The organism is Amycolatopsis sp. CFH S0740 (assembly GCF_004522315.1).
GTDB lineage: Bacteria > Actinomycetota > Actinomycetes > Mycobacteriales > Pseudonocardiaceae > Amycolatopsis > Amycolatopsis nivea.
The window spans coordinates 41,596-66,638 of the sequence record NZ_SDLS01000022.1 but is presented as its reverse complement, the minus strand read 5'-3'; the positions used below and the strand labels follow the sequence as shown (position 1 = coordinate 66,638).

Sequence of the window (25,043 nt, the reverse complement as noted above, 5' to 3'; positions counted from 1 at the left end):
CACGGGCATATGAGGATAAATCGGGTATTTCGGCGGTGGTGGCGTCTCTTGCGGACGGTGAGCGGGACTGCGGCCACTCCGCTTAAGTTCCTGGCATTGGACTCTGATTCCTTCGGGGTTCCCCTCACGTACCTCGGCAGCGCCTGCCCGGGGTGGCGGGGGATAGGCTTCGCGGCATGAGTGCGGTCTACGACTGCGGCAAGCGCGAATCCCGAGCCGAAGGCCTGTCCGCGGCGGCCGCCGCGGTGCGGTCGAGCCGGCTGGTCGTCCTGCCGACGGACACGGTGTACGGCATCGGTGCGGACGCGTTCGACTCCGGCGCCGTCCAGGCGTTGCTGCGGGCGAAGAACCGCGGCCCGGACATGCCGGTCGGCGTCCTCGTCGGCTCCTGGTCCACTGTGGACGGTCTGGTGCTCGGCGTTCCGCCGCAGGCGCGGGCGCTCATCGAGGCGTTCTGGCCGGGCGACCTGTCGATCGTGCTGCCGCACGCGCCGAGTCTGCAGTGGAATCTCGGCAACTCGCGCGGCACGGTGATGCTGCGGATGCCGCTGCATCCGGTCGCGCTCGAGCTGCTGCGCGACGTCGGCCCGATGGCGGTGTCGAGCGCGAACGTCTCCGGGCGTTCGCCCGCTTCGACCGTCGAAGACGCGCAGGAGCAGCTCGGCGATTCGGTGTCGGTGTACCTCGACGGCGGGTCGAGCGGGGAAACAGTAGCTTCGTCCATCGTGGACCTGACCGGCGACAAGCCGCTGGTGCTGCGCGAGGGCGCGGTCACGAAGGCCGCCATCGCCGAGGTGATCGGCGTCGCCGAGGAGACGCTGGACTGAGCCGCGGAAGTGACTGCCGTTCACCGTGGCCGCACGCGGGCGCGGTAGCGTGGCGCGGTGACTCCGACCTCCCGGCGGGCGTGACGCGGTCATGCCTGTAGTCCAAGGACTTCTCCCGATCCGGGAGTACTTGCTCGTCGCGCTGACCGCGACCGCGGTGACCTATCTGCTGACCGGCGTCGTGCGGCGCGTGGCCATCCGGATCGGCGCGATCGCCAACCCCCGCGCGCGCGACGTGCACGTCAAGCCGATCCCGCGGATGGGCGGCGTCGGCATCTACCTCGGGATTGCCGCCGCGATGGGCCTCGCGCACCAGCTTCCCGCGCTCAGCCACGGTTTCGACGTCTCCTACGACGCGGTCGGCGTGCTGCTCGCGGCGGGCGTCATCTCGCTCATCGGCATCCTGGACGACCGGTTCGAACTCGACGCGTGGACGAAGCTCGCCGGACAGGTCATGTGCGCCGGGATCCTCGTCATCTTCGGCGTGCAGTGGGTGTCGTTCTGGGTGCCGTGGGGCGGCAACGGCGATTCCATCGGCTCGGTGCTGGTGCTGGACAAGAACCAGGGCGCGCTGCTGACCGTCGTGATGGTCGTGGTGATGGTCAACGCGATGAACTTCGTCGACGGCCTCGACGGGCTGGCCGGCGGGCTCGGCTTCATCGCCGCGGCGGCTACCTGCGCGTTCTCGATCGGCCTGCTCGACAACGCGGGCGGCGACTTCGGCGCCTACCCGCCCGCGCTCATCGCCGCCGCGCTCGCCGGGGCCTGTCTCGGTTTCCTTCCGTACAACTTCCAGCCGGCCAAAATTTTCATGGGCGACTCCGGATCGATGATGATCGGGCTGATGCTCGCCGGGGCCACCACGTCGGCGAGCGGACGGGTCAACTACACCCGGTTCTCCGCCTCGGACGCGCTCGCCCTGCTGTCCCCGCTGGTGGTCGTCGTGGCCGTGCTTTTCGTGCCGGTGCTCGACCTCGTGATGGCCGTCGTCCGGCGCACGCGGCGCGGGCAGAGCCCGTTCGCCGCTGACAAAATGCATCTGCACCACCGGCTGCTGGAAATCGGCCATTCGCAACGGCGCGCGGTGCTGCTGATCTATTTGTGGGCCGGAATTCTCTCTTTCGGAGCGGTCTCCATCACGATTTTCGACAGCCCGGTCGTGTTCTGGGCGATTGCCGCCGCACTGGTGGTCGCGGTGCTCGTTTCTCTCGTGCCGCGACTGCGTTCCCGGCACCGCCACGGGGTCTGAGCCCGCGGGCGGTCTATACTGGCGGGTCGAACCGAACGAGGAGCGATTGCAGTGAGCGACACCGAGACGCCGGAGACGACGCCCGAGACGTCCCAGGCCACGGCTCAGGCCAAAGCTGCGTCCTCCGCGGAGAACCCGCACGCCGCTCCGGTGCGCCAGCTCGCGCGCTCGATGACGCGCGCCTCGCTGCTGTTCACTCCGCCGTTCATCCTGGTCTGCATTGTGCTTTTCACCGTCCTCAACGGACTGCACGGCTTCCTCGGCGCCCTGGTCGGCGGCGTGCTGGCGATGGTCGCCTCGCTGTCGACGCTGGGCATGATGAAGGTATCCGCCGGACAGGACCCCTCGCTGGTGATGCTCATCGCTCTCGGCGGCTACGCGGCGAAGGTCATCCTCCTGTTCCTCGCGCTCACTCTGCTCAAGGGCGTCACCGTGCTGCACCCGCTTTCCCTCGGGATCACGATGATCGTCGCCATTCTCGTGGCGGCCGCTGTGGAGTTCGCGACATTCCGCAAAGCGCGTATCCCGACCATCATTCCCGCCTCGAATTGACGGATTCGGGACAAGGGTCCCAGCCGGATCCGGGACTTAGGTCCTGGACCGTTCGGCTGGTAAGGAGTACGCCTGTACGGCAGTGATTGACCTGCTGGTATGGTCCGCGTCATGGGTGGCGGCCTCGGCCGCGCACTCCCGACGACGAACCGCGATCAGCAGTGTGGCGACCGGATGGTTCCGCCTCTCTCACCGGCTGGTCCGAAGTAGACCGCAGGGCAGTGTTCACGCGAGACATCCCTCGAGCGCAGACCGGTGTTTGGCTCCGCGCACGGTGGGTACCGCCGCCTCCGGCGTCCCGATGCGTATCGGGTACGTTAAGTCCAGATCGTGACGATTCCCCCGGCGGAGTGAACGCCGGCCGGGAGAACCGGGAGGAGCCCAGTGGCCGCGCTGGTACTGACCGAGGGTGCGACCTTCGTACCCCCTGGCGCCGAAAGCTTTGAGCTGCCGCCGTTGTTCGGCTTCGTCACGAAGCCGATGCTCCTGGTGGTGCTCTCGGTGATCATCATCGCGGGGTACTTCCTGCTGGCGACGCGCAAGCTGAAGGTCGTTCCGACCAAAGGCCAGTTCGTGGCCGAGGGCATCTACGACTTCGCGCGCAACAACATCGCCCGCGAGCAGATCGGCTCGAAAGACTTCCAGCGCTTCGTGCCGGTCATCTTCGCGTTGTTCACCTTCATCCTGCTGAACAACCTCTACGGGGTCATCCCGTTCCTGCAGTTCCCCACCATGGCGCGGTTCGGGTTCCCGATCGCGTTGTCGGTGCTCGTGGTCTACCCGATGTACCACTACGCCGGGATCAAGAAGCACGGCCTCGGCCGGTACTTCAAGAAGGAGCTCGCGCCCGCCGGGGTCCCCGGTCCGGTGCTTCCGCTGTTCGCGGTGATCGAGTTCGCGGAAAAGTTCTTCCTCAACCCGCTCACGCTCGCCATCCGTGTTTTTTCCGCCATGTTCGCGGGTCACCTGATCCTGGCGGTCTTCACCCTCGGCGGCACCTTCCTGCTGACCGAGACCTCAAGCATCGTGCTGAAGCCGGCGTCGCTGGTGGCGTGGGTCGTCGCCATCGGCCTGACGTTCCTGGAGGCCTTCATCCAGGTGCTTCAGGCGTACATCTTCGCCCTGCTGTCCGCGGGGTACATCGGCGCCGCGCTGGCGTCGGAGCACTGAGAACACACACAGACCCCGATCCGCGTGAGTGCGCGGACCGAAGTGAAGGGAAACGCACGTGAGCAACATCGTTCTGGCCCAGCAGGCCGCCGAAGCCGTCAGCATCAACAAGGGCCTCGCCGCGATCGGCTACGGCCTGGGCGCGATCGGCCCCGGCATCGGCGTGGGCCTGATCTTCGCCGCGGTGATCAACGGCACCGCGCGCCAGCCGGAGGCCCAGAGCAAGCTCCAGGGCATCGGTTACGCCACCTTCGTGCTCACCGAGGTGCTGGCCCTGATCGGTATCGTCATCTACTTCATCGCCTCCGCCTGAGTCGTTCGCTCTCGCGTAAGGAGACGTTGTGCTGAAGACCGAAATGGTGCTCGCATCAGAAAGCCCGATCGTTCCGGACATCTCGGAGCTGATCCTCGGCATCGTCGCCTTCCTGATCCTGCTGTTCATCCTCAAGAAGTACGTCGTCCCTCGTTTCGAGAAGGCGTACGAGGAACGGGCGCAGAAGATCGAAGGCGGGATCGAGAAGGCCGAGAAGGCTCAGGCAGAGGCCGAGAAGGCGCTGTCGGAGTACAAGGCGCAGCTGGCGGACGCCCGTTCCGAAGCCGCGAAGATCCGCGACGACGCCCGGCTCGAAGCCGAGCAGATCAAGGCGGAGCTGCGGGAGCAGGCCGAGGCCGAATCCCAGCGGATCGTGGCGCAGGGCCACGCCCAGCTGCAGGCGCAGAAGGCGCAGATCGTCGCCGAGCTGCGGGCCGAAATGGGCCGCAACGCGGTCGAGCTGGCCGGCCGGATCGTCGGCGAGTCGCTCGAGGACGAGGCGCGCCGTCGCGGCACCGTCGACCGGTTCCTCGCGGAGCTGGACACCGCCGGTGCCACTAACGGAGCGGGGAAGTAACCAGAGATGACGCTGCATGCTGCGAGCCGTGAAGCGCTCGACCTCGCCGAGCGCTCGCTCGGCGAGGTGCTGGCCGGAGCGGGCGCCGATCCCGCGAAGGTCGGGGACGAGCTGCTCTCGGTCGTCGACCTCCTTGACCGCGAAATCGGCCTGCGCCGCGCGGTCGGCGATTCTTCGGTCGCTCCGGAGAGCCGCCAGGGCCTGGTCCGCCGCCTGTTCGACGGAAAGCTGAGCGAGCAGGCCCTGAAGGTGCTCGACACCGTGGCGGGCAGCCGCTGGTCCAGTCCCCGCGAGCTGGTGGACGGGCTCGAATCGATCGGTCGTTCGGCGCTGCTCACCGCCGCCGAAAAGGCCGGGAACATCGAAACCGTCGAGTCTCAGCTGTTCCAGGTCGCGCGGATCGTCGCGGGCGCCCCGGAACTCGAGGCGGCGCTGTCCGACCTGAGCGCTCCCGCCGACGCGAAGCGGACCCTGGTCCGCGGGCTGTTCGCGGGCAAGGTCGACGCGGTCGTCGAGACCCTGGTCGAGCAGGCCGTGCAACGCGCCAAGGGGCGCGGCATCGGCAACGGGCTCGACAAGCTGGTCGCGCTGGCCGCCGAGCGGCGCGAGCGCTCGGTCGCGTACGTGACCTCGGCGAACGCGCTCACCGACGAGCAGCGGGCCCTTCTCGGGACCAAGCTCGACGGCATCTACGGGCGGCCGATCGCGCTGCACGTCGAGATCGACCCGGCACTCGGCGGCGGACTCGTCGTCCGCGTCGGGGACGAGGTCATCGACGGCAGCACCTCCGGGCAGCTGGCGGCGGTGCGCCGCACGCTGAGCCGGGCCTGAGCGGCACAACAGACTTTGCACACTGGACAGAACAGAAGCGAGAGCGGGAACGAAATGGCGGAGCTGACGATCTCCTCGGACGAGATCGCCCACGCGATCGAGAATTACGTCTCGAGTTACGCCCCTTCGGTGGAGCGGGAAGAGGTCGGCGTCGTCGCCGACGCCGGTGACGGCATCGCCCACGTCGAAGGGCTGCCCTCGGCCATGGCCAACGAGCTGCTCGAGTTCCCGGGCGGCGTCCTTGGCGTGGCGCTGAACCTGGACGCGCGCTCCATCGGCGCGGCGATCCTCGGCGACTTCGAGAGCATCGAAGAAGGCCAGCAGGTCAAGCGGACCGGCCAGGTCCTCTCGGTGCCGGTCGGCGACGGCTACCTCGGCCGGGTCGTCAACCCGCTCGGCCAGGCCATCGACGGCCTCGGCGAGATCGAGACCACCGGCCGCCGCGCGCTGGAGCTCAAGGCCGCCTCGGTGGTCGAGCGCCAGCCGGTGTCCGAGCCGCTGCAGACGGGCATCACCGCGATCGACGCGATGACCCCGATCGGCCGCGGCCAGCGCCAGCTGATCATCGGCGACCGCAAGACCGGCAAGACCGCGGTCGCGGTGGACACGATCATCAACCAGAAGGCCAACTGGGAGACCGGCGACCCGAAGAAGCAGGTTCGCTGCATCTACGTCGCGGTCGGCCAGAAGGGCTCCACGATCGCCTCGGTGAAGTCGGCGCTCGAGGACGCGGGCGCGATGGAGTACACCACCATCGTCGCGGCCCCGGCCTCGGACTCGGCGGGCTTCAAGTGGATCGCCCCCTACACCGGCTCGGCCATCGGCCAGCACTGGATGTACGAGGGCAAGCACGTCCTGATCGTGTTCGACGACCTGACCAAGCAGGCCGACGCCTACCGCGCGATCTCGCTGCTGCTGCGCCGCCCGCCGGGCCGCGAGGCGTTCCCCGGCGACGTCTTCTACTTGCACTCCCGTCTCCTCGAGCGGTGCGCGAAGCTCTCGGACGAGCTGGGCGCGGGCTCGCTGACCGGGCTGCCGATCATCGAGACCAAGGCCAACGACGTGTCGGCCTACATCCCGACGAACGTCATCTCGATCACCGACGGCCAGTGCTTCTTCCAGTCGGACCTCTTCAACGCCGGTCAGCGCCCGGCCATCGACGTGGGCATCTCGGTGTCCCGCGTGGGTGGCGCCGCGCAGGTCAAGGCGATGAAGAACGTCGCGGGCTCGCTGCGCATCGACCTGTCCCAGTACCGCGAGCTGGAGGCGTTCGCCGCCTTCGCCTCGGACCTGGACGACGCGTCGAAGGCGCAGCTGGAGCGCGGCGCCCGGCTGTACGAGGTGCTCAAGCAGCCGCAGTACTCGCCGGTCCCGGTCGAGGAGCAGGTCGCCACGGTGTACCTGGGCACGAACGGCTACTTCGACTCGGTCCCGACCGAGGACGTGCGCCGCTTCAACCTCGAGTTCCTCGACTCGGCGAAGCGCAAGCACGCCGAGGTGCTGGGCGCGATCCGCGACACCGGCAAGTTCGAGGACGACACCCGCGACGCGCTGATCGCGGCGGTGAACGAGTTCAAGAAGGAGTTCACCACCTCCGAGGGCAAGCCGCTCGAGTCGAACGCCGACGCGATGGCCGCCGAGAAGGTCGGGCAGGAGACCGTCAAGGTCAACAAGCCCGCCCCGAAGAAGTGAGCTGGTAGCCCATGGCCGCACAACTCCGGGAGCTTCGCTCGCGCATCAAGGCGACGAAGTCGATCGGCAAGATCACCAAGGCGATGGAACTCATCGCCACCGCGCGCATCACCAAGGCGCGCGCGAAGGTCGCCGCTTCCCGGCCGTACGCGGACGAGATCACCAAGGTGCTCTCGGCGCTGGCCGGCGCGGCGGCCAACCTCGACCACCCGCTCCTGGTCGAGCGCCCGAACCCGAAGCGCGCCGCCGTCCTGGTCGTCACCAGTGACAAGGGCCAGTGCGGCGGTTACAACTCCAATGTGCTGAAGGCGACCGAAGAGCTGCTTGCCCTCCTGAAGAAGGAAGGCAAGGAGGTCGACGTCTACACCACCGGCAGCAAGGGCCTGAACTACTACCGGTTCCGCAACCGCAAGGTGGCGGGCAGCTGGACGGGCTTCTCCGACCAGCCTGCCTACCCGGACGCGGTCGCGGCGGCCGAGACGCTGGTGCAGTCCTTCAACGCGGGTGTCGACGACGCCTCCGGCAACGCGGACGGCATCACGGGCGTGGACGAGATCCACGTCGTCTACACCGAGTTCGTGTCGATGCTGACGCAGCGCCCGGTCGCCAAGCGCGTCGCGCCGCTGGAAGTCGAGTACTCCGACGGCGAGGACGAGAAGCCTGCCGGTCTGCTGCCGAGCTACGAGTTCGAGCCCAGCGCCGACAAGCTGCTCTCCGCGCTGCTGCCGAAGTACATCAACACCCGGCTGTACTCCGCGCTGCTCGAGTCCGCGGCGTCCGAACTGGCCGCCCGCCGCACAGCGATGAAGGCCGCGTCGGACAACGCGAACGAACTGGTGAACACGCTGACGCGGGAGGCGAACCAGGCCCGGCAGGCGCAGATCACCCAGGAGATCTCCGAAATCGTCGGTGGCGCGAACGCGCTCACCGCAGCAGGAAGTGATGACTGATGACCAGTACTGAAGCCCCGCGCGCCAAGGGGCGCATCGTCTCGGTGACCGGGCCGGTCGTCGACGTCGAGTTCCCGCGCGGTTCCGTTCCCGAGCAGTTCAACGCGCTCAAGGTCGACATCGAGTTCGAGCAGCTGCGCAAGACGGTGACCCTCGAGGTGGCCGCGCACCTCGGCGACAACCTCGTGCGCACGATTTCGCTGCAGCCGCAGGACGGCCTCGTCCGCGGCGCGGAGGTCACCGACACCGGCGGCCCGATCACCGTCCCGGTGGGCGACAAGGTCAAGGGCCATGTCTACAACGCGCTCGGCGAGTGCCTCGACGAGCCCGGCTACGGCGAGGACCTCGAGCGCTGGGGCATCCACCGCAACCCGCCGCCCTTCGACCAGCTCGAGGGCAAGACGGAGATGCTGGAGACCGGCCTGAAGGTCGTCGACCTGCTGACCCCGTACGTGCAGGGCGGCAAGATCGGCCTGTTCGGCGGCGCGGGCGTGGGCAAGACGGTGCTGATCAAGGAAATGATCACCCGTGTCGCCCGGAACTTCGGCGGTACGTCGGTGTTCGCCGGCGTCGGCGAGCGCACCCGTGAGGGCAACGACCTCTTCCTGGAGATGTCCGAGGACGGCGTCATCAACGACACCGCCCTCGTGTTCGGCCAGATGGACGAGCCGCCGGGCACGCGTATGCGCGTCGCGCTGTCCGCGCTGACCATGGCGGAGTACTTCCGCGACGTCCAGAACCAGGACGTGCTGCTGTTCATCGACAACATCTTCCGGTTCACCCAGGCCGGTTCCGAGGTGTCGACCCTGCTGGGCCGCATGCCTTCGGCCGTGGGCTACCAGCCGACGCTGGCGGACGAGATGGGCCAGCTGCAGGAGCGGATCACCTCGACCCGAGGCCGTTCGATCACCTCGATGCAGGCGATCTACGTGCCCGCGGACGACTACACCGACCCGGCCCCGGCGACGACGTTCGCCCACCTGGACGCCACCACCGAGCTTTCCCGGTCGGTGTTCCAGAAGGGCATCTTCCCGGCGGTGGACCCGCTGGCGTCGACGTCGACGATCCTCGACCCGGCGATCGTCGGCGAGGACCACTACCGCGTCGCCTCCGAGGTCATCCGGATCCTGCAGAAGTACAAGGAGCTGCAGGACATCATCGCGATCCTCGGCATGGACGAGCTTTCCGAAGAGGACAAGCTGACCGTGCAGCGGGCGCGCCGGATCGAGCGGTTCCTGTCCCAGAACATGCTGGTGGCCGAGGCCTTCACGCAGATCCCGGGCTCCACGGTGCCGCTGGCCGAGACGATCGAGTCGTTCGACCGCATCACCAAGGGCGACTTCGACCACTACCCGGAGCAGGCGTTCCTGGGCATCGGCGGGCTCGAGGACCTCGAGAAGAAGTACCACGAGATCACCGGCAAGTGAGTGCGTGAGACCGGCGGGGGCACTGTCCATTGTGGACATCGGCCCCCGCCGTTCTCGTAACCGAAGCAAGACCTATTACACTCGGTGGTGACACCCCGAGCGAAGGAGTGCTACGTGGCTGAGATGTCCGTGGAGCTGGTTGCCGTCGAGCGCCGGCTCTGGTCGGGTACCGCCGCCTTCGTGGTGGCGCAGACCACCGAGGGCGAGATCGGCATCATGCCCGGACACGAGCCGGTGCTGGGCCAGCTCGTCGAGGGTGGCGTGGTGAAGGTGACCACGACGGACGGCGACGTGCTGACCGCGGCGGTGCACGGCGGGTTCCTGTCCGTGACCGCGACCGGGGTGAGCGTGCTCGCGGAGAGCGCGGAACTGTCCGACGAAATCGACGTGGCCGCCGCGAAGGCAGCCCTCAGCACCGGCGACGAGGCCGAGCGGACGAGGGCCTCGGCCCAGCTCCGCGCGGCTGGACAATCGGTCTGAGCGGACTAGACGGGCAGGAGCCGGGCCGTGCAGATCGCTGTGGTGGTGCTAGTGCTCCTGATCGTGCTCGTCGTCGTGGTCGGCTGGTACGGCCAGCGGTGGATCCGGATGCGCCGCGGCGGCGGCGTCAGCGTGGCGCTGCGGTGGCGTCCGGACAGCCCGCGGTCGAGCTGGCATCTCGGCCTCGGCCGGTACGAGGGCGAGAAGTTCGTCTGGTACCGCGTGTGGAGCCTGCGCACCGGCCCGGACCGCGTGTTCCAGCGGGAAAGCATGCAGATCGCCGACCGGCGGGACCCGTCGGGTTCGGAGGCGTACGCGGTGCCTGAGGGCTCGACGGTGCTGCGGTGCGAATCCTCGGACCAGGAAGCGATCGAGATCGCGATGGGACCGGGCGCGCTGACCGGGTTCCTGTCGTGGCTCGAATCGGCCCCGCCTGGTCGAAGGCTGCCGCGGGCTTCGTGAGTTTGCCGGCCCGCCATCGTGTCTCCACGATGGCGGGCCGTTTGCTTCTCGTGCAGCGGGTTGACCGGCGCTACGCTGGGAACATGGACGCCCGAGAACGGGAAGACCGCGCGCGCCGGTGGCAGACCCTGCCTAAGCCGGTGCGGCTCGAGGAGCTGACGGTGGCCCAGGCTGTCGAGCCGGGCCGCGATTCGACGTGGGACGTCGATTACGAGCGCTACTGGGCTGCTCAGGAAGCTAACTGGGCCCGGTAGTCAGAGCACGGAGCGGACGATTCCCGCGAACCGTGCTGGCTTCTCGCCGTGCACGTTGTGTCCGCTGTCCACCCGCACGACCTCGACGTTGCCGATCAACGAGGCGATCCGCTGCGCGTCCTCCGCGTCGATCGCGCCCTGAAGGACGCCGTCCTCGCCGTACTTCCAGTTCGCGTGGATCAGGACCGTCGGCGCTTCGATCTTGCGCAGCGTCGCCTCGTGGTCGAAGCCCTCGTCCCAGGCGCCGGTGTAGAACGCGTCCCCGAACCGCGGGTCGTAGTGCTCGATCGCGCGCTGCATGTCGTTCCAGCTCGGCGGCATGAAGAACACCGTGATAGGCCGCTCCGGATGCTTCTTCCGCCGCTTGAGCCCGGAGCGGATGATGCGTTCCGCGCCGTCGCCGAAGAAGTCCCACAGTTTCTGGTGCGCGAAGAGGTAGGCGCCCCAGTCGGATTCGCCGGACTGCAGGTACGTGTGGCAGGCCGTGGCGAGGTCGACCCAGTTCCAGGTCTTCTCCGCCCGCGGCAGCAGGGTGGTGAACAGCGGGGGGTCCTCCAGCACGACTGCCCTCACCAGGTCCGGCCGGTTCCCGGCGAGCCAGGCCGCCAATTGGCCGCCCGACGAATGCCCGGACACGACGACCCGCGTGCCGATGACCTCCTCGACGAACCGCACCAGATCGGTGCCGACGGCGGTCGCCGTGTACTTCTCCGGCGTCCGCGCGGACTGGCCGTGCCCGTGGACGTCGACCGCGTAGACCGTGAAGTCCCGCGCCAGGTCCGGCAGCACGCGCGCGTAGCTCTGCCAGTCGACGGCCTGGCCGTGGATCAGCAGCAGCGGCGGTTTGTCGCCCGCCGGGCCTTGGGCGTAGTGCAGTTTTGAGCCGTTGACCACCACGTCGTGTTCGGTGAATCCGGCTCGCCGGGTGCGGGCAAGCGCCCAGTCGTACGTCTTGCGGTTGCGTACGGCCCAGCCGCCCGCGGCGAGGCCTGCCGTCGCCAGGACGGAGGCGCCTGCCGCGATCAGCCGCCCGGCTGCCACAGCACGTCGCCTTCGGGGTTGGCCAGGCGGGCGAGGATGAACAGCAGGTCCGAGAGCCGGTTCAGGTACTTGGCCGCGATCGGGTTGGACGTGTCCGGCTCGGCCTCCATCAGCGCCCACGCGGACCGTTCCGCGCGGCGGGAGACCGTGCGCGCCTGGTGCAGGAACGCCGCGCCCGGGGTGCCGCCCGGGAGGATGAACGACGTGAGCTTCGGCAGCCGCTCGTTGAACTCGTCGCACCAGCCTTCGAGCCGCTCCAGGTACGCCTCGGTGATGCGCAGCGGCTCGTACGGCGGGTCTTCCTGGATCGGCAGGCACAGGTCCGCGCCGACGTCGAAGAGGTCGTTCTGGATCCGGCGCAGCACGGCGGCGATCTCGTCGGTGAGCCCGCCGAGCGCGATCGCCAGGCCGAGCACGGAATTGGCCTCGTCGGTGTCGGCGTAGGCGGACAGCCGGGCCGAAGTCTTGGGCACCCGGGAACCGTCGCCGAGCGCGGTCGTGCCGCTGTCGCCGACCTTCGTGTAGACCCGGTTGATACGAACCACCATACGTTCGACTCTACCGGCCCGGGTTCGGGCAAAACTGGGCGAGAGGGCATGATTGGCGGCCATGAGCGAGCACTTCGACGTGCATGGCGGAGCCCGGCTGGTCGGCGAGGTCGACGTGGTCGGCGCGAAGAACAGCGTGCTGAAACTGATGGCCGCGGCACTGCTGGCCGAAGGCACCACGACCATCACGAACTGCCCGCAGATCCTGGACGTCCCGCTGATGGGCGACGTCCTGCGCAGCGTCGGCTGCGAGGTGGAGATCGAGGGCGACACGGCGCGCATCACGACGCCCGCGGAGCTGTCGCACCGCGCCGATTCGGCGGCGATGGGCAAGCTGCGCGCCTCGGTGTGCGTGCTGGGCCCGCTGGTCGGCAGGCTGAAGCAGGCGGTCGTCGCGCTGCCCGGCGGCGACGCGATCGGCCAGCGTCCCCTCGACATGCACCAGAACGGGCTGCGCAAGCTCGGCGCGACGAGCACCATCGAGCACGGTTGCGTCGTCGCGAAGGCCGAGACGCTGGTGGGCACCCAGATCTGGCTGGACTTCCCGAGCGTCGGCGCGACCGAGAACATCCTGATGGCGGCCGTGCTGGCCGAGGGCACGACGGTGATCGACAACGCCGCCCGCGAGCCGGAAATCGCCGACATCTGCACGATGCTGACCGAGATGGGCGCGAAGATCGAGGGCGCGGGCACCTCGACGCTCACCGTCCACGGCGTCGAGGCGCTGCACCCGACCGAACACCGCGTGATCGGCGACCGCATCGTCGGCGCGACCTGGGCGTTCGCCGCCGCGATGACCCGCGGCGACCTGACCGTGCGCGGCGTGAACCCGCACCACCTCGACCTGGTCCTGGACAAACTGCGCCTGGCCGGCGCGGAGGTGACCACCTACGACGACAAGGGCTTCCGCGTCGTCCAGCCGGAACGCCCGAAGGCGGTCGACTGGGTGACGCTGCCGTACCCCGGTTTCGCCACCGACCTGCAGCCGTTCGCGGTCGCGCTGTCGGCGGTGTCCGAGGGCACGTCGATGATCACCGAGAACGTGTACGAGGCCCGGTTCCGGTTCATCGAAGAGATGATCCGGCTGTCCGGCGACGCCCGCACGGACGGCCACCACGCGGTGGTCCGGGGCGTGGAGAAGCTGTCGAGCGCGCCGGTGTGGGCGTCGGACATCCGCGCCGGGGCCGGTCTGGTGCTGGCCGGACTGTGCGCGGACGGCGTGACCGAGGTGTGGGACGTGTTCCACATCGACCGCGGGTACCCGCATTTCGTGGAGAACCTGAACCGGCTGGGCGCCCGGATCGAGCGGGTGACGGGGGAGCCGGAGCGGGCTTGAGCGACGGGTGCTCCGCAGGCGACTACGCGGAGCGGGACGAAGAAAGCTGCCGCGACGTCGAGGTCGTCGACGGGGTAATCCGTGCTCGGCCGATGCGGTCGCGAAGGCATCAGAGAATCATTCGGAGGCTGTCTTACGAACTCGAATCGGCCTGCGGCAGCGATCTCGCCGTCGAGTTCGACGTCGACCTCCGGCTGCGCGATGTCCCGTTGCTGAACCGGCGTCCGGACTTGGTCGTCTACGACGCAGATCTGCCCACCGACGCAGTGCTGCGCCCGGAGCACTGCCGCCTCGTTGTCGAGGTGATGTCGCCAGGATCGATCACTGTCGATCAGATCGACAAACCCGCTGAGTACGCGGCCGCCGGGATTCCGCAGTTCTGGCGGGTCGAGAACACCACCGACGAGGTCGGCGGGCTTACCGTCTTCTGCTACCGACTCGACGCGACCACCCGCTCGTACGTCCCGACCGGCGCGCACCAGGGCACTTTCCAGGTCGCCACTCCGGTCGAAGTGTCGCTGGAACTGAAAACCCTGCTGTAAAGCCGGTTACGCGCTCAACGCCCGCACCACCAAATCCGTCACCTGGTCCAAATACCCCTCCTCCGCCGGAACCCCGCGCACGATCAGCCGCCAGTAAACGATTCCGGCGCCCATATCCAGCGCCAGTTCGATATCCGTGTCCGCCGGGATCTCCCCGCGCTCGATCGCTCTCGTGAACACCGCCCGGTTGACCGCCCGCCGAGGGCCGCCGATCGTCAGGCGGGCGAATTCGGCCATGGCCGGGTTCCGGCGGGCTTCCGCGATCAGCCCGGGGAAGATCCGCGAAAACCGCGGATGCGTGATCCATTCGCAGAGCGCTTCCAGCGAGGCCCGGATATCGCCGCGCAGGCTGCCGGTGTCCGGGTCCACCGCGCGCGCCACGCTGAATTCCGCGATGACCGCGCCGATCATTTCGTCTTTCGACGGCCAGCGCCGGTACAGCGCGCTCTTCCCGACGCCCGCGCGTTTCGCGACCGCTTCCATCGACAGCCTGCCGAAACCGTGGTCGGCCAGTTCGTCGATCACGGCTTCGGTGATGGCGTAGGTGACGTCGGGCTGCAGCACGGCAGCTCCGGTCGGCGTCCGGCGGGTCGTCATGGCGATCAGCATAGCGTGTGGACGGGACGGTACCGTCCCGTGTACGTTGTGGATGAGACGGTACCGTCTCGTCCATTCCTGAGGAGGGGGTTCGATGCAGCTCATCGATCACGCGCTCGACCTGCTGGTCCAGCACGACATGGCCGGATTCGTGCAGTTGTTCGCCGAGGACGCAGTGCTCGAGTTCCCGTTCGCCGCGCCCGGTGAGCCCGGGCGGGTCGAAGGCCGCGCCGCACTGGCCGAGTACCTGCGCAACTACCCGAACCTGTTCGACATCCGCGAGGTCGCCGCCAAGACCGTGCACCAGACGACCGATCCGGAGGTCTCGATCGCGGAGTTCGAACTGGCCGGCATCGCGGTCGCCACGCAGAAGCCGTACCGCCTCGGCTACGTCGTGGTGCTGACCGTCCGGGACGGCCAGATCCACCGGTACCGCGACTACTTCAGCCCGCTCGCGGTGATCGACGTTCTCGGGGTGCCGGGTGTCTGACGTCCTCGTGCTCGGCGCCACCGGCACCACCGGAAGCCGCGTCGTGCGCGGGCTCGAAGCCGCCGGGGTGCGGCCGCGCGCGGCGACCCGGAATCCCGTCGAACCCGGCCAGATCCGGTTCGACTGGGACGAGCCCGCGACGTATGGCCCGGCGCTGGACGGGGTCTCGGCGGTCTACCTGATCGCCCCCGTCGGAGCCGATCCGCAGTCGCTCGTCGAAGAGTTCCTCAAGCACGCGCCGGACGCGCGGGTGGTGTTGCTCAGTTCGTCCGCGGTGGACGAGCACACCCCGGTAGTGGGCAGGCTGCCCGGCCTCGTTCGCCGTCAGCCGGGCTGGGCGGTGCTGCGGCCGTCGTGGTTCATGCAGAACTTCACCGCCGGGCACCTGGTCGGCGACAGCGCCCGCGCGGGCCGGATCGTGACAGCCACCGGTGACGCCCGGGTGGCGTTCGTCGACGCCGGCGACATCGCCGCGGTCGCCGTCCGCGCGCTGCTCGACCCGGAACCGCACAACACCGATCACCTCATCACCGGCCCGCGCGCGCTCAGCTACGCCGAGGCCGCCGAGATCGTCGGGAAACGGCTCGGCCATCCGGTCGTGCACGAGCCGGTTTCCACCTCGCAGTACCAGCAATTCCTGGTCCGCGACGGGCTCCCCGAGTCGTACGCCGAAATGCTCGCCTTGCTGGACGAGGCGATTCGCGGCGGCGCCGAGGACCGCGTCACCGACACCGTCGAGCGGGTCGTCGGACGACCCGCCCGTGATTTCCGCACTTTCGCGAAGGAAGAGATCCGATGAAGCCGCTGCTGTTCGAAGACGACCCGCAATTCTGGTTCGAGACCTTGCTCGCGTTCGGCGAGATCGCATACGGGGGCGCGGATTTCGGCGAGATCGTCGCGATCGCGTCGAACATCAAATCCGGTGACTACGACAGCTGGCACGACGCGTGGCTCGCCACCGCCGAGCGGCTTTACGCCGAGGCCGCGACCATGCACCCGGTCAGCGCACGCGACGCGTACCTGCGGGCCTCGACGTACTACCGCCGTGCCGAGTTTTTCTTGCACGGCAACCCGGAAGACCCACGGATCAACTACGCCTACGAGCGCAACGTCGAGTGCTTCCAGAACGCGATAGCGACGCTCGATCACGTCGAACGGATCGAAATCCCCTACGACGGTCACGTCTTGCGCGGCTACTTCTACCGCGCTCCCGGCGACGGCCCGAAGCCGCTTCTGGTGGCGCACAACGGTTTCGACGGCAGCGCCGAGGATCTGCACTTCATGGGCGCGACCGCGGGCCAGGAACGCGGCTACCACGTGCTGACCTTCGACGGTCCCGGCCAGCCGAGCGCCGTCCACCGCGACGGGATGTTGTTCCGCCCGGACTGGGAGCACGTCGTCGGCCAGGTGCTCGACTACGCCCTCGCGCTCCCCGGCGTGATCCCGGAGAAGGTCGCCCTGATCGGCTGGAGCCTCGGCGGGATGCTCGCGCCGCGCGCCGCCGCGTTCGAACCGCGGCTGTCGGCCGTCGTCGCCGTGGACGGGCTCTTCGACGCCGGTGCGGCTTTCGTGCAGCAACTCCCGTGGGACCGCGACGAGATCGTCCGGCGCGCGAACGCACCGGAGGACCCTGAACTGGACGCCTTTCTAGCCGGCGCGAAGGAGCAGAGCCCGACCGTTCGCTGGGCGCTGGGCCACGGCCGGTACGTGATGGGCGGCGCGACCGATCGCGAGTTCCTGGCGAAGTACCTCGAGTACAACCTCTACGACGGCGTTGCCGAGCGCATCACGTGCCCGGCGCTGATCTGCGACGCGTCGGAGGACCTGTTCTTCACCGGGCAGCCGCAGCAGCTGTACGACCGGATCAGCGGCCCGAAGAAGCTGCTGAACTTCACCGCGGAGGAGGGCGCGGACGCACACTGCCACGTCGGCGCGATGCGGCTCGCGAGCGGCCGGATCTACGACTGGCTGGACGACGTGCTGTGAGTTCTCGTGAGTGTTGATCCCGGTTCTAACCGTGATCGCCACTCACGAGGATTCGAGGGCCAGCGCCGCGCCGAACCCGACCAGCGCGGTGCCGGTCACCCCGTCCAGCGCGCGGCGGACCTTGCGGCGGCTGAGCCACGCGCGGACGCGGTGCACGAAGAACAGCAGCACCAGGAGCCAGATCGTGCCCAGCACGGCGACCGTGTACGCGAGCACCAGCGCGTCCCAGGTCGTCGTGCGCACCGGGTCGAGGAACTGCGGCAGCACCGACAGGTACAGCACCAGCACCTTGGGGTTCGTGATATTGGACAGGAACCCTTCGCGCCACCGCCTGAAGCCGCTGGTGCGCTTGCGCTGGGTTTCGGCGACCGCGTCGTAGTTGCCGCGCCAGGCACCGCGCAGCGCTTGGAAGCCGAGGTACAGGAGGTAGGCGGCACCGAGCCACTTGAGCGTGAGGAACACCGGCTGCGAACGGGCGATCACGACGCCGAGCCCGAGCGCCGCGGCCGTGCCCTGCGCCGCGTTGCCGGCGAAGATGCCCGCTGTGGCCAGCAAGCCGCCGCGCGCGCCGCCGGACAGGGCGTTCTTCAGCATCACCATCGTGTCCGGCCCCGGCGCGAGCACGATGAGAACCACGATCACCAGATAACTGCCGTACCCGCTCCACGTCACGTCTGACCACGGTAGATCCCGGACCGGCCGACGTCTCGCGGATTTCCGTCACACCGGTTCGGCAACCTGGGCGAACCGGACGGCGTGCTCTCTTCGGGGAAGAGGGGGCGACATGTTTCCACTGGCAGAAGGCGAGCACCTGCTCTGGTCCGGGCGGCCGCAGCGGTACCCGCGTCGGTACGCGGACTTTCACGGGTACGTCGCAGCGACGGTGGGCTTCGCCACGCTTGCCGCGCTAGGCGTTTTCGCCACCGTGAAGCTCGGCATGGAGCCCGCCGTCCTTGCGCTGTGGCCGGGCTTCTTCGGCGCGGCGCTCGCGCAGACCGCCGAACGGAACCGGCAGCGAAAGCTGCTGCTCGGGGCGCTGACATACCTGGTGACCGATCGCAGGCTCGTCTTCGTCGCCGACCGTCCGGGCGGCATCGAGTTCCGCTGGGTGTGGCTTCCCGACCTGGACGAGCCGCGGGTGCGCGACCACGGCGACGGGACCGGCACCGTCAGCTTCAAGGGGCCGTCGCGCGTCCGGTTGCGCGATCAGAAGTTCCAGGCGCAGTCGTCGCTCACGACCATGACGCCCGAACTGATCGCGATCGAGGAGCCGGAGCACGTCGCCGAACTGATCGCCCGGAACGCTCCGCGCGCCCCGGTCGTTGGGTGAAACATGCTGCTGACCTTGCTGGGTCTCTCGCTGCCGGTCGCCACCATCGTGCTGCTGATCGTCGGCGGATGGGAGCTGCGGCGGAAGAAGAAACCGTCCCGGCTCAAGGCGCGAATGTCCTCGACGTACCTCGACGAGGTCACCGCGTTCCTCTACGGCACCAAGCGCAATGAGCTCGAGCACCGGGATTCGGTGGAGATGACCCTTGAGGAGGACGCGCAGGGAGCGCCTCCGCTGGGTACCGTCGACCTCGACCGCGGGGTAGTGGTCGTCCGGCCCGGGGCTTCACCCGGGAGTGGCCGAATCCACTCCGCCGATTAAGTTACCGGCGGGTACACTCGGGCGGTCGTCTCGGCGAAGAGAGGTGCACCGTGCCGTACCCCACCGACCACGAGCGCGACCGGCCCTGGGTGATGCGCACCTACGCGGGTCATTCGTCCGCCGCCGCGTCCAACGAGCTGTACCGCCGGAACCTCGCCAAGGGGCAGACCGGGCTGTCGGTCGCCTTCGACCTGCCGACGCAGACCGGCTACGACCCGGACCACGTGCTCGCGCGCGGCGAGGTCGGCAAGGTCGGCGTGCCGGTTTCGCACATCGGCGACATGCGGCAGCTGTTCGACGGCATCCCGCTCGCCGAGGCGAACACCTCGATGACCATCAACGCGCCCGCGATGTGGCTGCTCGCGCTGTACGTCTCGGTGGCGCGCGAGCAGGCCGAAGCCGAGGGCCGCGACGTCGACGAGGTGCTGGCCAAGCTCACCGGCACCACGCAGAACGACATCATCAAGGAGTACCTCTCCCGCGGCACCTACATTTTCCCGCCTGGGCCGAGCCTCCGGCTGATCACCGACATGATCGCGTGGACCGTGCACCACGTGCCGAAGTGGAACCCGATCAACATCTGCAGCTACCACCTGCAGGAAGCGGGCGCGACGCCGACGCAGGAGGTCGCGTACGCGCTGTGCACCGCGATCGCCGTGCTCGACGCGGTGCGCGACTCCGGTCAGGTCGACCAGGCCGACATGGAGAAGGTCGTCGCGCGGATCTCGTTCTTCGTCAACGCGGGCGTCCGGTTCGTCGAAGAGATGTGCAAGATGCGCGCGTTCACGCAGCTGTGGGACGAGCTGACGCGCGAGCGCTACGGCGTCGAGAACCCGAAGGCGCGGCGGCTGCGGTACGGCGTGCAGGTGAACTCGCTCGGGCTCACCGAGGCGCAGCCGGAGAACAACGTCCAGCGGATCGTGCTGGAGATGCTCGCCGTGTCGCTGTCGCGGGGTTCGCGGGCGCGGGCGATTCAGCTGCCTGCGTGGAATGAGGCGCTGGGGCTGCCTCGGCCGTGGGATCAGCAATGGGCGCTGCGGATGCAGCAGGTGCTCGCGTTCGAGACGGATCTGCTGGAGTACGAGGACATTTTCGACGGTTCGCACGTGGTGCAGGCGAAGGTCGACGAGATCGTTTCCGGCGCGCGCGAGGAGATCGCGCGGGTGCAGGACCTTGGCGGGGCGGTGGCCGCCGTCGAGAGCGGTTACATGAAGTCGCAGCTGGTTTCGTCGCTCGCGGAGTACCGGCGGGGGATGGAAAACGGCGAGCGAATTCTGGTGGGGGTCAACAAGTTCGAGACCACTGAGCCGTCGCCGTTGCAGGCGGAGGGGGCCAAAGCGATCGAGACGATCGACCCGGCGGTGGAGAAGGCCGCGGTCGCCGCGGTGGAAAAGTGGCGCGAGGAACGGGACAACGCCGCGGTGGCGAACGCGCTCGCCGCGCTGAAGGCGAAAGCGTCCACTTCGGACAATCTGTTCGAGGCCACTGTGGACTGTGCGCGGGCGGGCGTGACGACCGGGGAATGGTCGGGCGCGCTGCGCGAGGTGTTCGGGGAATACCGGGCGCCGACGGGCGTTTCCGCGGCCTCGGCGGCCGGGCAGGGGAATCCGGAACTGGAGCGCGTCCGGGAACTGGTGCGTCGCACCGAAACCGAACTCGGCGAGCGGCTGCGGATTCTCGTCGGGAAACCCGGGCTGGACGGGCACTCCAACGGTGCCGAGCAGGTCGCGGTGCGGGCCCGCGACGTCGGGTTCGAGGTGATCTACCAGGGCATCCGGCTGACCCCGGACCAGATCGTCGCGGCCGCGGTGCAGGAGGGCGTGCACGTCGTCGGGCTGTCGGTGCTGTCCGGGTCGCATCTGGAGGTCGTGCCGCTGGTGGTCGACGGCCTGCGCGCGGCCGGGGCCGGGGACATCCCGGTGATCGTCGGGGGCATCATCCCGCCGGACGACGCCGCGCTGCTGACCGAACGCGGGATCGCGCGGGTGTTCACGCCCAAGGACTACGAATTGACCGACATCATGGCCGGTATCGTGGAATTGATTCGCGAACGGCACGGATTGAGCGGTGCGTAGCCGTTCGGTTCTCCAGCGTGAAACCCCGCGGTGATCGATTACCGTTACAGTGGCGCAATCTTGGCCTGCGGCCGATTTTTGTCCACTGTGGATGATCGAATTCTCGGGGAGCCGCTGCGTCCGGGCGGAATCCTCGATGATCAATTTCCGTCCGCGCGGAAAATGTGGCGGGAAGCGCGTTTCTAATCGGTAACAGAACCGACCGGGCGCAAAAGAATCTTTGACCGCGCCCCGGCGGGTGCCTACGTTCGATCCTTGTCGGCGTCACTGCCGCCAGCTTCGCGGGGTGGGGTCCCTGGCCGGCCGTGACCGGAAATCGCAGGTCACGGGTTCGTGACCCGATCAGGGCGAAGGGGCCGCGACATGGTTCACGACGAATGGAAGCGACGGGACTTCTTCCGGCTGGCGGCGTCCGGAGCGGTGGTGCTGGGCGGAACCGCGTTCGCCGCCGCGTGCACCCAAGCCCCGCAGGCGGGCGGGCAAGGCGGCGGAGCGCTCGACCGGGCGAAGAAGGCGGGCTCCATCAAGGTCGGCATCGCGGGCGAGATCCCCTACGGTTACACCGACGGCGGCAACGTGACCGGCGAATCGCCTGAGGTCGCCAAGGCGGCCTTCAAGAACATCGGCATCGCGAAGGTCGAAGCGACGCAGGTCGAATTCAAACAGCTCATCCCGGCGCTCGCGGCGGGCCAGTACGACATGGTCGCCGCGGGCATGGCGATCCTGCCGGACCGGTGCAAACAGGCGGCGTTCTCCGCGGTCGACTACGTGACCCCCACGGCTTTCCTGGTGCCGAAAGGGAATCCGAAGCAAGTCCTGAATTTCGAGGACGTCAAGGCGAAGGGCGTGAACCTCGCGGTGCTGTCCGGCACGGTCGAGCAGCAGGTGGCGAAGGCGACCGGGATCCCGGACAGCCAGCTGCAGACCTACGACGGCCAGCCGCAAATGCTGCAGGCATTGCAGGCGAATCGCGCGTACGCGGGCGCGCTCACCGACATCTCGCTGAAGGCGCTGCTCAAGCAGAATCCGGGTGCCGCGCTAGAGGTCACGAGCGGATTCGTGCCACAGGTGCAGGGCAAGAAACAGATCCAGGCAGGCGGTTTCGTGTTCCGCAAGACCGACAGCGATCTGGTGAACGCGTTCAACGCCGAACTGGCGAAGCTGCACCAGAACGGCCAATGGCTGGAAATCGTCAAGCCGTTCGGCTTCACCAAGGACAACCTGCCGCCCGCCGACGTCACGACCGAGCAGCTCTGCTCGGGTTCCTGACGGCGGTGGACGGCTGATGTTCGACCACTTCGGACTGTTCGTCTCCACCGTCGCGAACGGACTGTTGCTGACGGTCGAGGCGACGGTCGGCGGCATCCTGGTCGCCACCGTCCTGTCGTTCCTCGCCGGGCTGGCGATGCTGTCGCGGTTCGCCGTTTTGCGTGCGGTCACGCGGATCTACGTCGAGGTGTGGCGCGGGACCTCGGAGGTCGTCCAGCTGTTCTGGATCTACTTCGCGCTGCCCGTGCTCACCGGTTTCCAGATCCTGCCGTTGTGGTCTGGCATCGCGGTGCTCGGCTTGAACTTCGGTGCGTATGGCGCGGAGATCGTGCGCGGCGCGGTGCAAGCGGTGCCGCGTGAGCAGCGGGAAGGCTGCGTCGCGCTCAACTTCACGCCGGCGCAGCGGATGCGGCGGGTGATCCTGCCACAGGCGCTGGTCGACATGGTGCCGCCGTTCACGAACCTGTTCATTCAACTGCTCAAGGGCACCGCGCTGCTCACCTTCATCACCGTGCCCGAGATGACCTATCAGGCGAGCCAGGTCCTGGTGACGCGCTACACCGGGCAGGCCGCGTTGATCTGGACGATCGTGCTGGTGTTCTACCTGGTCCTGTCGATCCTGATCAGCAGCGGCATGAAACTGCTGGAACGGCGGACAGCGGCGCGGGTAGGCCGCGCACCCGCCCGGCGGCGGGCAGTGCTGAGCGGGGCGGGCACATGAGCTGGGACTGGGCTTATCTGTGGAAGGTGCTTCCTTCGGTGCTGGAGGGGCTCCTGGTGACGTTCGAGGCGACCGTTCTCGGCGCACTGCTCGCCTACGTGCTGGGTTTGGTTTTCGCGATTCTCCGGCGGTCGCGGATCCGCGCGGTCAGCTGGGCGACCTGGCTGGTGGTGGAGTTCGTGCGCAGCACTCCATTGCTGGTCCAGCTGTTCTTCCTGTTCTTCGTGCTGCCGCAGTTCGGGGTGACGCTCTCGCCGCTGACTGCGGGCGTGCTCGGACTCGGGCTGCATTACGCGACTTACACGTCCGAGGTGTACCGCGCCGGGATCGACGCTGTCCCGAAAGGACAGTGGGAGGCCGCGGTCGCGCTCAGCCTGCCGAAGGCGCGCACCTGGCTGCGGGTGATCCTGCCGCAGGCGATCCCTCGGGTGCTGCCCGCCCTCGGCAACTACACGATCTCGATGTTCAAGGAAACCCCGCTGCTGCTGGCGATCGGCGTGCTCGACCTCGCCGGCGCCGCGTTCGAGGTCGGCTCGCTGAATTTCCGCTACGTCGAACCTCTCACCTTGGCGGGCGTGCTCTTCCTCGTGCTGAGCTACCCGGCGTCCCTGCTCGTGCGATTCCTGGAGCGTCGTTTTGGACTCAGCAGATGAACCGATGATCCGCTTCGACCAGGTGGTGAAGAAGTTCGGCGGCACCACCGTGCTGCGCGACCTCGATTTCACCGTCGCGCCAGGGGAATTCGTCTCGCTGATCGGGCCGAGCGGTTCCGGCAAGACGACCATCCTGCGGTTGCTGATGACCCTGGAGAAGGTCGACGGCGGCCGGATCGAGGTCGGCGGCAAGCCGCTGAGCCACATGCCCCGGCGGGGAAAACTCGTTCCGGCGGACGAGAAATACCTGCGCGGGATGCGCCGGTCGATCGGGATGGTGTTCCAGCAGTTCAACCTCTTCCCGAACATGCGGGTGCTGCAGAACATCACCGAAGCCCCGATCCGGGCACTCGGCCTGTCCTCGCGGGACGCGACGGCGCGCGCGACCGAACTGCTCGAATTGGTCGGTCTCGCGGACAAAGCGGACGCGCATCCGACGCAGCTTTCCGGCGGCCAGCAGCAGCGCGTCGCGATCGCCCGCGCGTTGGCGATGCGGCCGGAAGTGCTGCTGCTGGACGAGGTCACGTCGGCATTGGACCCGGAACTGGTCGCGGAGGTGCTGCGAGTGCTCCGGGAGATCGCCTCGACCACGGACATCACGATCCTGTGCGTGACGCACGAGATGCAGTTCGCCCGGGACGTGTCGGATCGGGTGATGATGTTCGACCGCGGTCAGGTGTTGGAGGACGCGCCGCCGGATCGGTTGTTCACCGCGCCGGAACACGAACGCACGAAGGAATTCCTGCGCGCCGTCATCGATCGAGAGTGAGAATTTCCTTGGTGGACTTGACCGTCGCGAAACGGTCGCCGTGCAGGTTCGTCGCGGTCGCGCGGTACAGCTCGTCGGCGGTGAGGACGGTGCCGTCCGGGCCTTCCAAGTCGAAGGTGAAGGTCGCGTCGAGGGCGAAAGTGATGTCGTAGCCCAGGTTTCCGCCCATCCGCGCGGTGGTTTCGCAGCAGAAGTTGGTCTGGATCCCGGCCAGCACGAAGCTCGTGATGCCGCGGGTCTTGAACCAGGCGTCCAGGTCGACGTCGCCCAGGAACGCCGAGTTGACCTTCTTGCCGAAGAGCAGGTCCGGGCGGGCGCCGTCGAGTTCGGGTTTGAAATCGTTGCCGGGCTGGCCCGGGCGCAGCGGCGAACCGGGCGTGGTCGAGTCGTGGTGCACGAGCACGACCGGGTCGCGCCGGTCCTGCCAGGCTTGGAGCAGAGCCTTCATGTTCGCTTCCGCGCCGGGGTTGTTGCGCGGTCCCCAGAACTCGGCGTCGTCGAATCCTCGCTGGACGTCGATCAGCAGCAATGCGGTGGTCATGGCTTCGATTCTGTCCGGGGGAGCACGCGGCGGGGAGTGG

At 68.1% G+C, this 25,043-nt stretch carries 30 protein-coding genes; 25 read left to right on the top strand and 5 right to left on the bottom strand.

The genetic code is table 11. The features are described 5' to 3' along the window. The first annotated feature begins 176 nt into the window (after positions 1 to 176). The 13 genes from EIZ45_RS30915 (at position 177) to EIZ45_RS46255 (ending at position 10,784) form a co-directional block, all read left to right on the top strand. Positions 177 to 827 carry an L-threonylcarbamoyladenylate synthase gene (locus EIZ45_RS30915; RefSeq protein WP_037815380.1) on the top strand — a complete coding sequence of 217 codons (651 nt, stop codon included), beginning with the start codon at positions 177 to 179 and terminating at the stop codon, positions 825 to 827. Positions 828 to 918: 91 nt separating this feature from the next. After that, positions 919 to 2,076, top strand: a complete 1,158-nt coding sequence (locus EIZ45_RS30910; RefSeq protein ID WP_037815379.1) for a glycosyltransferase family 4 protein — start codon at positions 919 to 921, stop codon at positions 2,074 to 2,076. Positions 2,077 to 2,127: 51 nt separating this feature from the next. Further along, the gene (locus EIZ45_RS30905; protein ID WP_037815377.1) at positions 2,128 to 2,628 is read left to right on the top strand and encodes a hypothetical protein; all 501 of its coding nucleotides are present in this window, start codon (positions 2,128 to 2,130) and stop codon (positions 2,626 to 2,628) included. Between the two features lie 384 nt (positions 2,629 to 3,012). Next, positions 3,013 to 3,798, top strand: coding sequence for a F0F1 ATP synthase subunit A (gene atpB, locus EIZ45_RS30900; protein ID WP_043832099.1), 786 nt, complete (start codon positions 3,013 to 3,015; stop codon positions 3,796 to 3,798). Positions 3,799 to 3,856: 58 nt separating this feature from the next. Continuing rightward, positions 3,857 to 4,111 (top strand): ATP F0F1 synthase subunit C, encoded by a 255-nt coding sequence (locus EIZ45_RS30895; RefSeq protein ID WP_037815373.1) that lies wholly within the window; start codon positions 3,857 to 3,859, stop codon positions 4,109 to 4,111. Between the two features lie 28 nt (positions 4,112 to 4,139). Further along, positions 4,140 to 4,688 carry a F0F1 ATP synthase subunit B gene (locus EIZ45_RS30890; protein ID WP_043832101.1) on the top strand — a complete coding sequence of 183 codons (549 nt, stop codon included), beginning with the start codon at positions 4,140 to 4,142 and terminating at the stop codon, positions 4,686 to 4,688. A 6-nt stretch (positions 4,689 to 4,694) separates the two neighbouring features. Next, complete coding sequence (locus tag EIZ45_RS30885; protein ID WP_134667324.1) at positions 4,695 to 5,519, top strand: F0F1 ATP synthase subunit delta; 825 nt, start codon at positions 4,695 to 4,697, stop codon at positions 5,517 to 5,519. Between the two features lie 54 nt (positions 5,520 to 5,573). Further along, positions 5,574 to 7,211, top strand: a complete 1,638-nt coding sequence (atpA, locus tag EIZ45_RS30880; protein WP_043832102.1) for a F0F1 ATP synthase subunit alpha — start codon at positions 5,574 to 5,576, stop codon at positions 7,209 to 7,211. Between the two features lie 11 nt (positions 7,212 to 7,222). Then, on the top strand, positions 7,223 to 8,161 hold the full coding sequence (locus EIZ45_RS30875) for a F0F1 ATP synthase subunit gamma (RefSeq protein ID WP_134667325.1): 939 nt from the start codon (positions 7,223 to 7,225) through the stop codon (positions 8,159 to 8,161). Continuing rightward, positions 8,161 to 9,588 carry a F0F1 ATP synthase subunit beta gene (gene atpD / locus EIZ45_RS30870; protein ID WP_134667326.1) on the top strand — a complete coding sequence of 476 codons (1,428 nt, stop codon included), beginning with the start codon at positions 8,161 to 8,163 and terminating at the stop codon, positions 9,586 to 9,588. Before EIZ45_RS30875 ends, atpD begins: the two co-directional genes overlap by 1 nt. A gap of 114 nt (positions 9,589 to 9,702) precedes the next feature. After that, complete coding sequence (locus EIZ45_RS30865) at positions 9,703 to 10,068, top strand: F0F1 ATP synthase subunit epsilon (RefSeq protein ID WP_037815362.1); 366 nt, start codon at positions 9,703 to 9,705, stop codon at positions 10,066 to 10,068. 27 nt (positions 10,069 to 10,095) lie between these two features. After that, positions 10,096 to 10,530 (top strand): DUF2550 domain-containing protein, encoded by a 435-nt coding sequence (locus EIZ45_RS30860; protein WP_037815359.1) that lies wholly within the window; start codon positions 10,096 to 10,098, stop codon positions 10,528 to 10,530. Positions 10,531 to 10,613: 83 nt separating this feature from the next. Next, complete coding sequence (locus EIZ45_RS46255) at positions 10,614 to 10,784, top strand: hypothetical protein (protein ID WP_167756599.1); 171 nt, start codon at positions 10,614 to 10,616, stop codon at positions 10,782 to 10,784. Here EIZ45_RS46255 and EIZ45_RS30855 read toward each other — a convergent pair whose 3' ends face one another. Continuing rightward, positions 10,785 to 11,825 (bottom strand): alpha/beta fold hydrolase, encoded by a 1,041-nt coding sequence (locus tag EIZ45_RS30855; protein ID WP_134667327.1) that lies wholly within the window; start codon positions 11,823 to 11,825, stop codon positions 10,785 to 10,787. Beyond that, entirely contained in the window at positions 11,807 to 12,373 is a 567-nt protein-coding gene (locus EIZ45_RS30850; RefSeq protein WP_037815354.1) for a cob(I)yrinic acid a,c-diamide adenosyltransferase, read from the bottom strand. The genes EIZ45_RS30855 and EIZ45_RS30850 overlap by 19 nt, the downstream gene beginning before the upstream one ends. Before the next feature lie 61 nt (positions 12,374 to 12,434). Between EIZ45_RS30850 and murA the strand changes: the two genes are divergently transcribed. Then, entirely contained in the window at positions 12,435 to 13,709 is a 1,275-nt protein-coding gene (murA, locus tag EIZ45_RS30845) for a UDP-N-acetylglucosamine 1-carboxyvinyltransferase (RefSeq protein ID WP_043832113.1), read from the top strand. Continuing rightward, positions 13,706 to 14,251 carry a Uma2 family endonuclease gene (locus tag EIZ45_RS30840; protein WP_134667328.1) on the top strand — a complete coding sequence of 182 codons (546 nt, stop codon included), beginning with the start codon at positions 13,706 to 13,708 and terminating at the stop codon, positions 14,249 to 14,251. The genes murA and EIZ45_RS30840 overlap by 4 nt, the downstream gene beginning before the upstream one ends. 6 nt (positions 14,252 to 14,257) lie before the next feature. Here EIZ45_RS30840 and EIZ45_RS30835 read toward each other — a convergent pair whose 3' ends face one another. Continuing rightward, positions 14,258 to 14,848, bottom strand: a complete 591-nt coding sequence (locus EIZ45_RS30835; RefSeq protein WP_037815429.1) for a TetR/AcrR family transcriptional regulator — start codon at positions 14,846 to 14,848, stop codon at positions 14,258 to 14,260. Positions 14,849 to 14,942: 94 nt separating this feature from the next. Between EIZ45_RS30835 and EIZ45_RS30830 the strand changes: the two genes are divergently transcribed. From EIZ45_RS30830 to EIZ45_RS30820, 3 genes are read left to right on the top strand one after another with little or no spacing between them, the layout of a single operon-like run. Beyond that, positions 14,943 to 15,338 carry a nuclear transport factor 2 family protein gene (locus EIZ45_RS30830; RefSeq protein WP_037815350.1) on the top strand — a complete coding sequence of 132 codons (396 nt, stop codon included), beginning with the start codon at positions 14,943 to 14,945 and terminating at the stop codon, positions 15,336 to 15,338. Continuing rightward, positions 15,331 to 16,137 carry an NmrA family NAD(P)-binding protein gene (locus tag EIZ45_RS30825; RefSeq protein ID WP_134667329.1) on the top strand — a complete coding sequence of 269 codons (807 nt, stop codon included), beginning with the start codon at positions 15,331 to 15,333 and terminating at the stop codon, positions 16,135 to 16,137. Before EIZ45_RS30830 ends, EIZ45_RS30825 begins: the two co-directional genes overlap by 8 nt. Next, the gene (locus EIZ45_RS30820) at positions 16,134 to 17,324 is read left to right on the top strand and encodes a S9 family peptidase (RefSeq protein ID WP_134667330.1); all 1,191 of its coding nucleotides are present in this window, start codon (positions 16,134 to 16,136) and stop codon (positions 17,322 to 17,324) included. Before EIZ45_RS30825 ends, EIZ45_RS30820 begins: the two co-directional genes overlap by 4 nt. A 42-nt stretch (positions 17,325 to 17,366) precedes the next feature. On the opposite strand, the gene EIZ45_RS30815 is transcribed toward EIZ45_RS30820, so the two are convergent. After that, positions 17,367 to 17,996 (bottom strand): LysE family translocator, encoded by a 630-nt coding sequence (locus EIZ45_RS30815; protein WP_134667331.1) that lies wholly within the window; start codon positions 17,994 to 17,996, stop codon positions 17,367 to 17,369. Between the two features lie 112 nt (positions 17,997 to 18,108). Here EIZ45_RS30815 and EIZ45_RS30810 point away from each other — a divergent pair, with 112 nt between their 5' ends. The 7 genes from EIZ45_RS30810 to ehuA all read left to right on the top strand — a co-directional run bounded on the left by EIZ45_RS30810 (position 18,109) and on the right by ehuA (position 24,462). Then, entirely contained in the window at positions 18,109 to 18,654 is a 546-nt protein-coding gene (locus EIZ45_RS30810; RefSeq protein ID WP_134667332.1) for a hypothetical protein, read from the top strand. A 3-nt stretch (positions 18,655 to 18,657) separates the two neighbouring features. After that, positions 18,658 to 18,975, top strand: a complete 318-nt coding sequence (locus EIZ45_RS30805) for a DUF6191 domain-containing protein (protein WP_240690830.1) — start codon at positions 18,658 to 18,660, stop codon at positions 18,973 to 18,975. 50 nt (positions 18,976 to 19,025) lie between these two features. Continuing rightward, positions 19,026 to 21,050 carry a protein meaA gene (locus EIZ45_RS30800; RefSeq protein ID WP_134667333.1) on the top strand — a complete coding sequence of 675 codons (2,025 nt, stop codon included), beginning with the start codon at positions 19,026 to 19,028 and terminating at the stop codon, positions 21,048 to 21,050. 363 nt (positions 21,051 to 21,413) lie between these two features. Beyond that, the gene (ehuB, locus tag EIZ45_RS30795; RefSeq protein ID WP_134667334.1) at positions 21,414 to 22,319 is read left to right on the top strand and encodes an ectoine/hydroxyectoine ABC transporter substrate-binding protein EhuB; all 906 of its coding nucleotides are present in this window, start codon (positions 21,414 to 21,416) and stop codon (positions 22,317 to 22,319) included. A gap of 16 nt (positions 22,320 to 22,335) precedes the next feature. Continuing rightward, on the top strand, positions 22,336 to 23,040 hold the full coding sequence (gene ehuC / locus EIZ45_RS30790; protein ID WP_037815339.1) for an ectoine/hydroxyectoine ABC transporter permease subunit EhuC: 705 nt from the start codon (positions 22,336 to 22,338) through the stop codon (positions 23,038 to 23,040). After that, a complete protein-coding gene (ehuD, locus tag EIZ45_RS30785) occupies positions 23,037 to 23,693 on the top strand; it encodes an ectoine/hydroxyectoine ABC transporter permease subunit EhuD (protein ID WP_037815337.1) in 657 nt (218 codons plus the stop codon). Before ehuC ends, ehuD begins: the two co-directional genes overlap by 4 nt. A gap of 4 nt (positions 23,694 to 23,697) precedes the next feature. Then, positions 23,698 to 24,462, top strand: a complete 765-nt coding sequence (gene ehuA, locus EIZ45_RS30780) for an ectoine/hydroxyectoine ABC transporter ATP-binding protein EhuA (RefSeq protein ID WP_134667335.1) — start codon at positions 23,698 to 23,700, stop codon at positions 24,460 to 24,462. Here ehuA and EIZ45_RS30775 read toward each other — a convergent pair. Then, positions 24,446 to 25,003 (bottom strand): cysteine hydrolase family protein, encoded by a 558-nt coding sequence (locus EIZ45_RS30775; protein WP_037815332.1) that lies wholly within the window; start codon positions 25,001 to 25,003, stop codon positions 24,446 to 24,448. The two genes, ehuA and EIZ45_RS30775, sit on opposite strands and share 17 nt — an antisense overlap. Positions 25,004 to 25,043 lie beyond the last annotated feature (40 nt).

Bases quoted from the DNA above. Each gene is read 5' to 3' on its own strand.
- EIZ45_RS30915 (WP_037815380.1), top strand. From the start codon at position 177: ATGAGTGCGGTCTACGACTGCGGCAAGCGCGAATCCCGAGCCGAAGGC.
- EIZ45_RS30910 (WP_037815379.1), top strand. From the start codon at position 919: ATGCCTGTAGTCCAAGGACTTCTCCCGATCCGGGAGTACTTGCTCGTC.
- EIZ45_RS30885 (WP_134667324.1), top strand. From the start codon at position 4,695: ATGACGCTGCATGCTGCGAGCCGTGAAGCGCTCGACCTCGCCGAGCGC.
- atpA (WP_043832102.1), top strand. From the start codon at position 5,574: ATGGCGGAGCTGACGATCTCCTCGGACGAGATCGCCCACGCGATCGAG.
- EIZ45_RS30875 (WP_134667325.1), top strand. From the start codon at position 7,223: ATGGCCGCACAACTCCGGGAGCTTCGCTCGCGCATCAAGGCGACGAAG.
- atpD (WP_134667326.1), top strand. From the start codon at position 8,161: ATGACCAGTACTGAAGCCCCGCGCGCCAAGGGGCGCATCGTCTCGGTG.
- EIZ45_RS46255 (WP_167756599.1), top strand. From the start codon at position 10,614: ATGGACGCCCGAGAACGGGAAGACCGCGCGCGCCGGTGGCAGACCCTG.
- EIZ45_RS30850 (WP_037815354.1), bottom strand. From the start codon at position 12,373: ATGGTGGTTCGTATCAACCGGGTCTACACGAAGGTCGGCGACAGCGGC.
- murA (WP_043832113.1), top strand. From the start codon at position 12,435: ATGAGCGAGCACTTCGACGTGCATGGCGGAGCCCGGCTGGTCGGCGAG.
- EIZ45_RS30835 (WP_037815429.1), bottom strand. From the start codon at position 14,848: ATGACGACCCGCCGGACGCCGACCGGAGCTGCCGTGCTGCAGCCCGAC.
- EIZ45_RS30830 (WP_037815350.1), top strand. From the start codon at position 14,943: ATGCAGCTCATCGATCACGCGCTCGACCTGCTGGTCCAGCACGACATG.
- EIZ45_RS30820 (WP_134667330.1), top strand. From the start codon at position 16,134: ATGAAGCCGCTGCTGTTCGAAGACGACCCGCAATTCTGGTTCGAGACC.
- EIZ45_RS30810 (WP_134667332.1), top strand. From the start codon at position 18,109: ATGTTTCCACTGGCAGAAGGCGAGCACCTGCTCTGGTCCGGGCGGCCG.
- EIZ45_RS30805 (WP_240690830.1), top strand. From the start codon at position 18,658: ATGCTGCTGACCTTGCTGGGTCTCTCGCTGCCGGTCGCCACCATCGTG.
- ehuB (WP_134667334.1), top strand. From the start codon at position 21,414: ATGGTTCACGACGAATGGAAGCGACGGGACTTCTTCCGGCTGGCGGCG.
- ehuC (WP_037815339.1), top strand. From the start codon at position 22,336: ATGTTCGACCACTTCGGACTGTTCGTCTCCACCGTCGCGAACGGACTG.
- ehuD (WP_037815337.1), top strand. From the start codon at position 23,037: ATGAGCTGGGACTGGGCTTATCTGTGGAAGGTGCTTCCTTCGGTGCTG.
- ehuA (WP_134667335.1), top strand. From the start codon at position 23,698: ATGATCCGCTTCGACCAGGTGGTGAAGAAGTTCGGCGGCACCACCGTG.
- EIZ45_RS30775 (WP_037815332.1), bottom strand. From the start codon at position 25,003: ATGACCACCGCATTGCTGCTGATCGACGTCCAGCGAGGATTCGACGAC.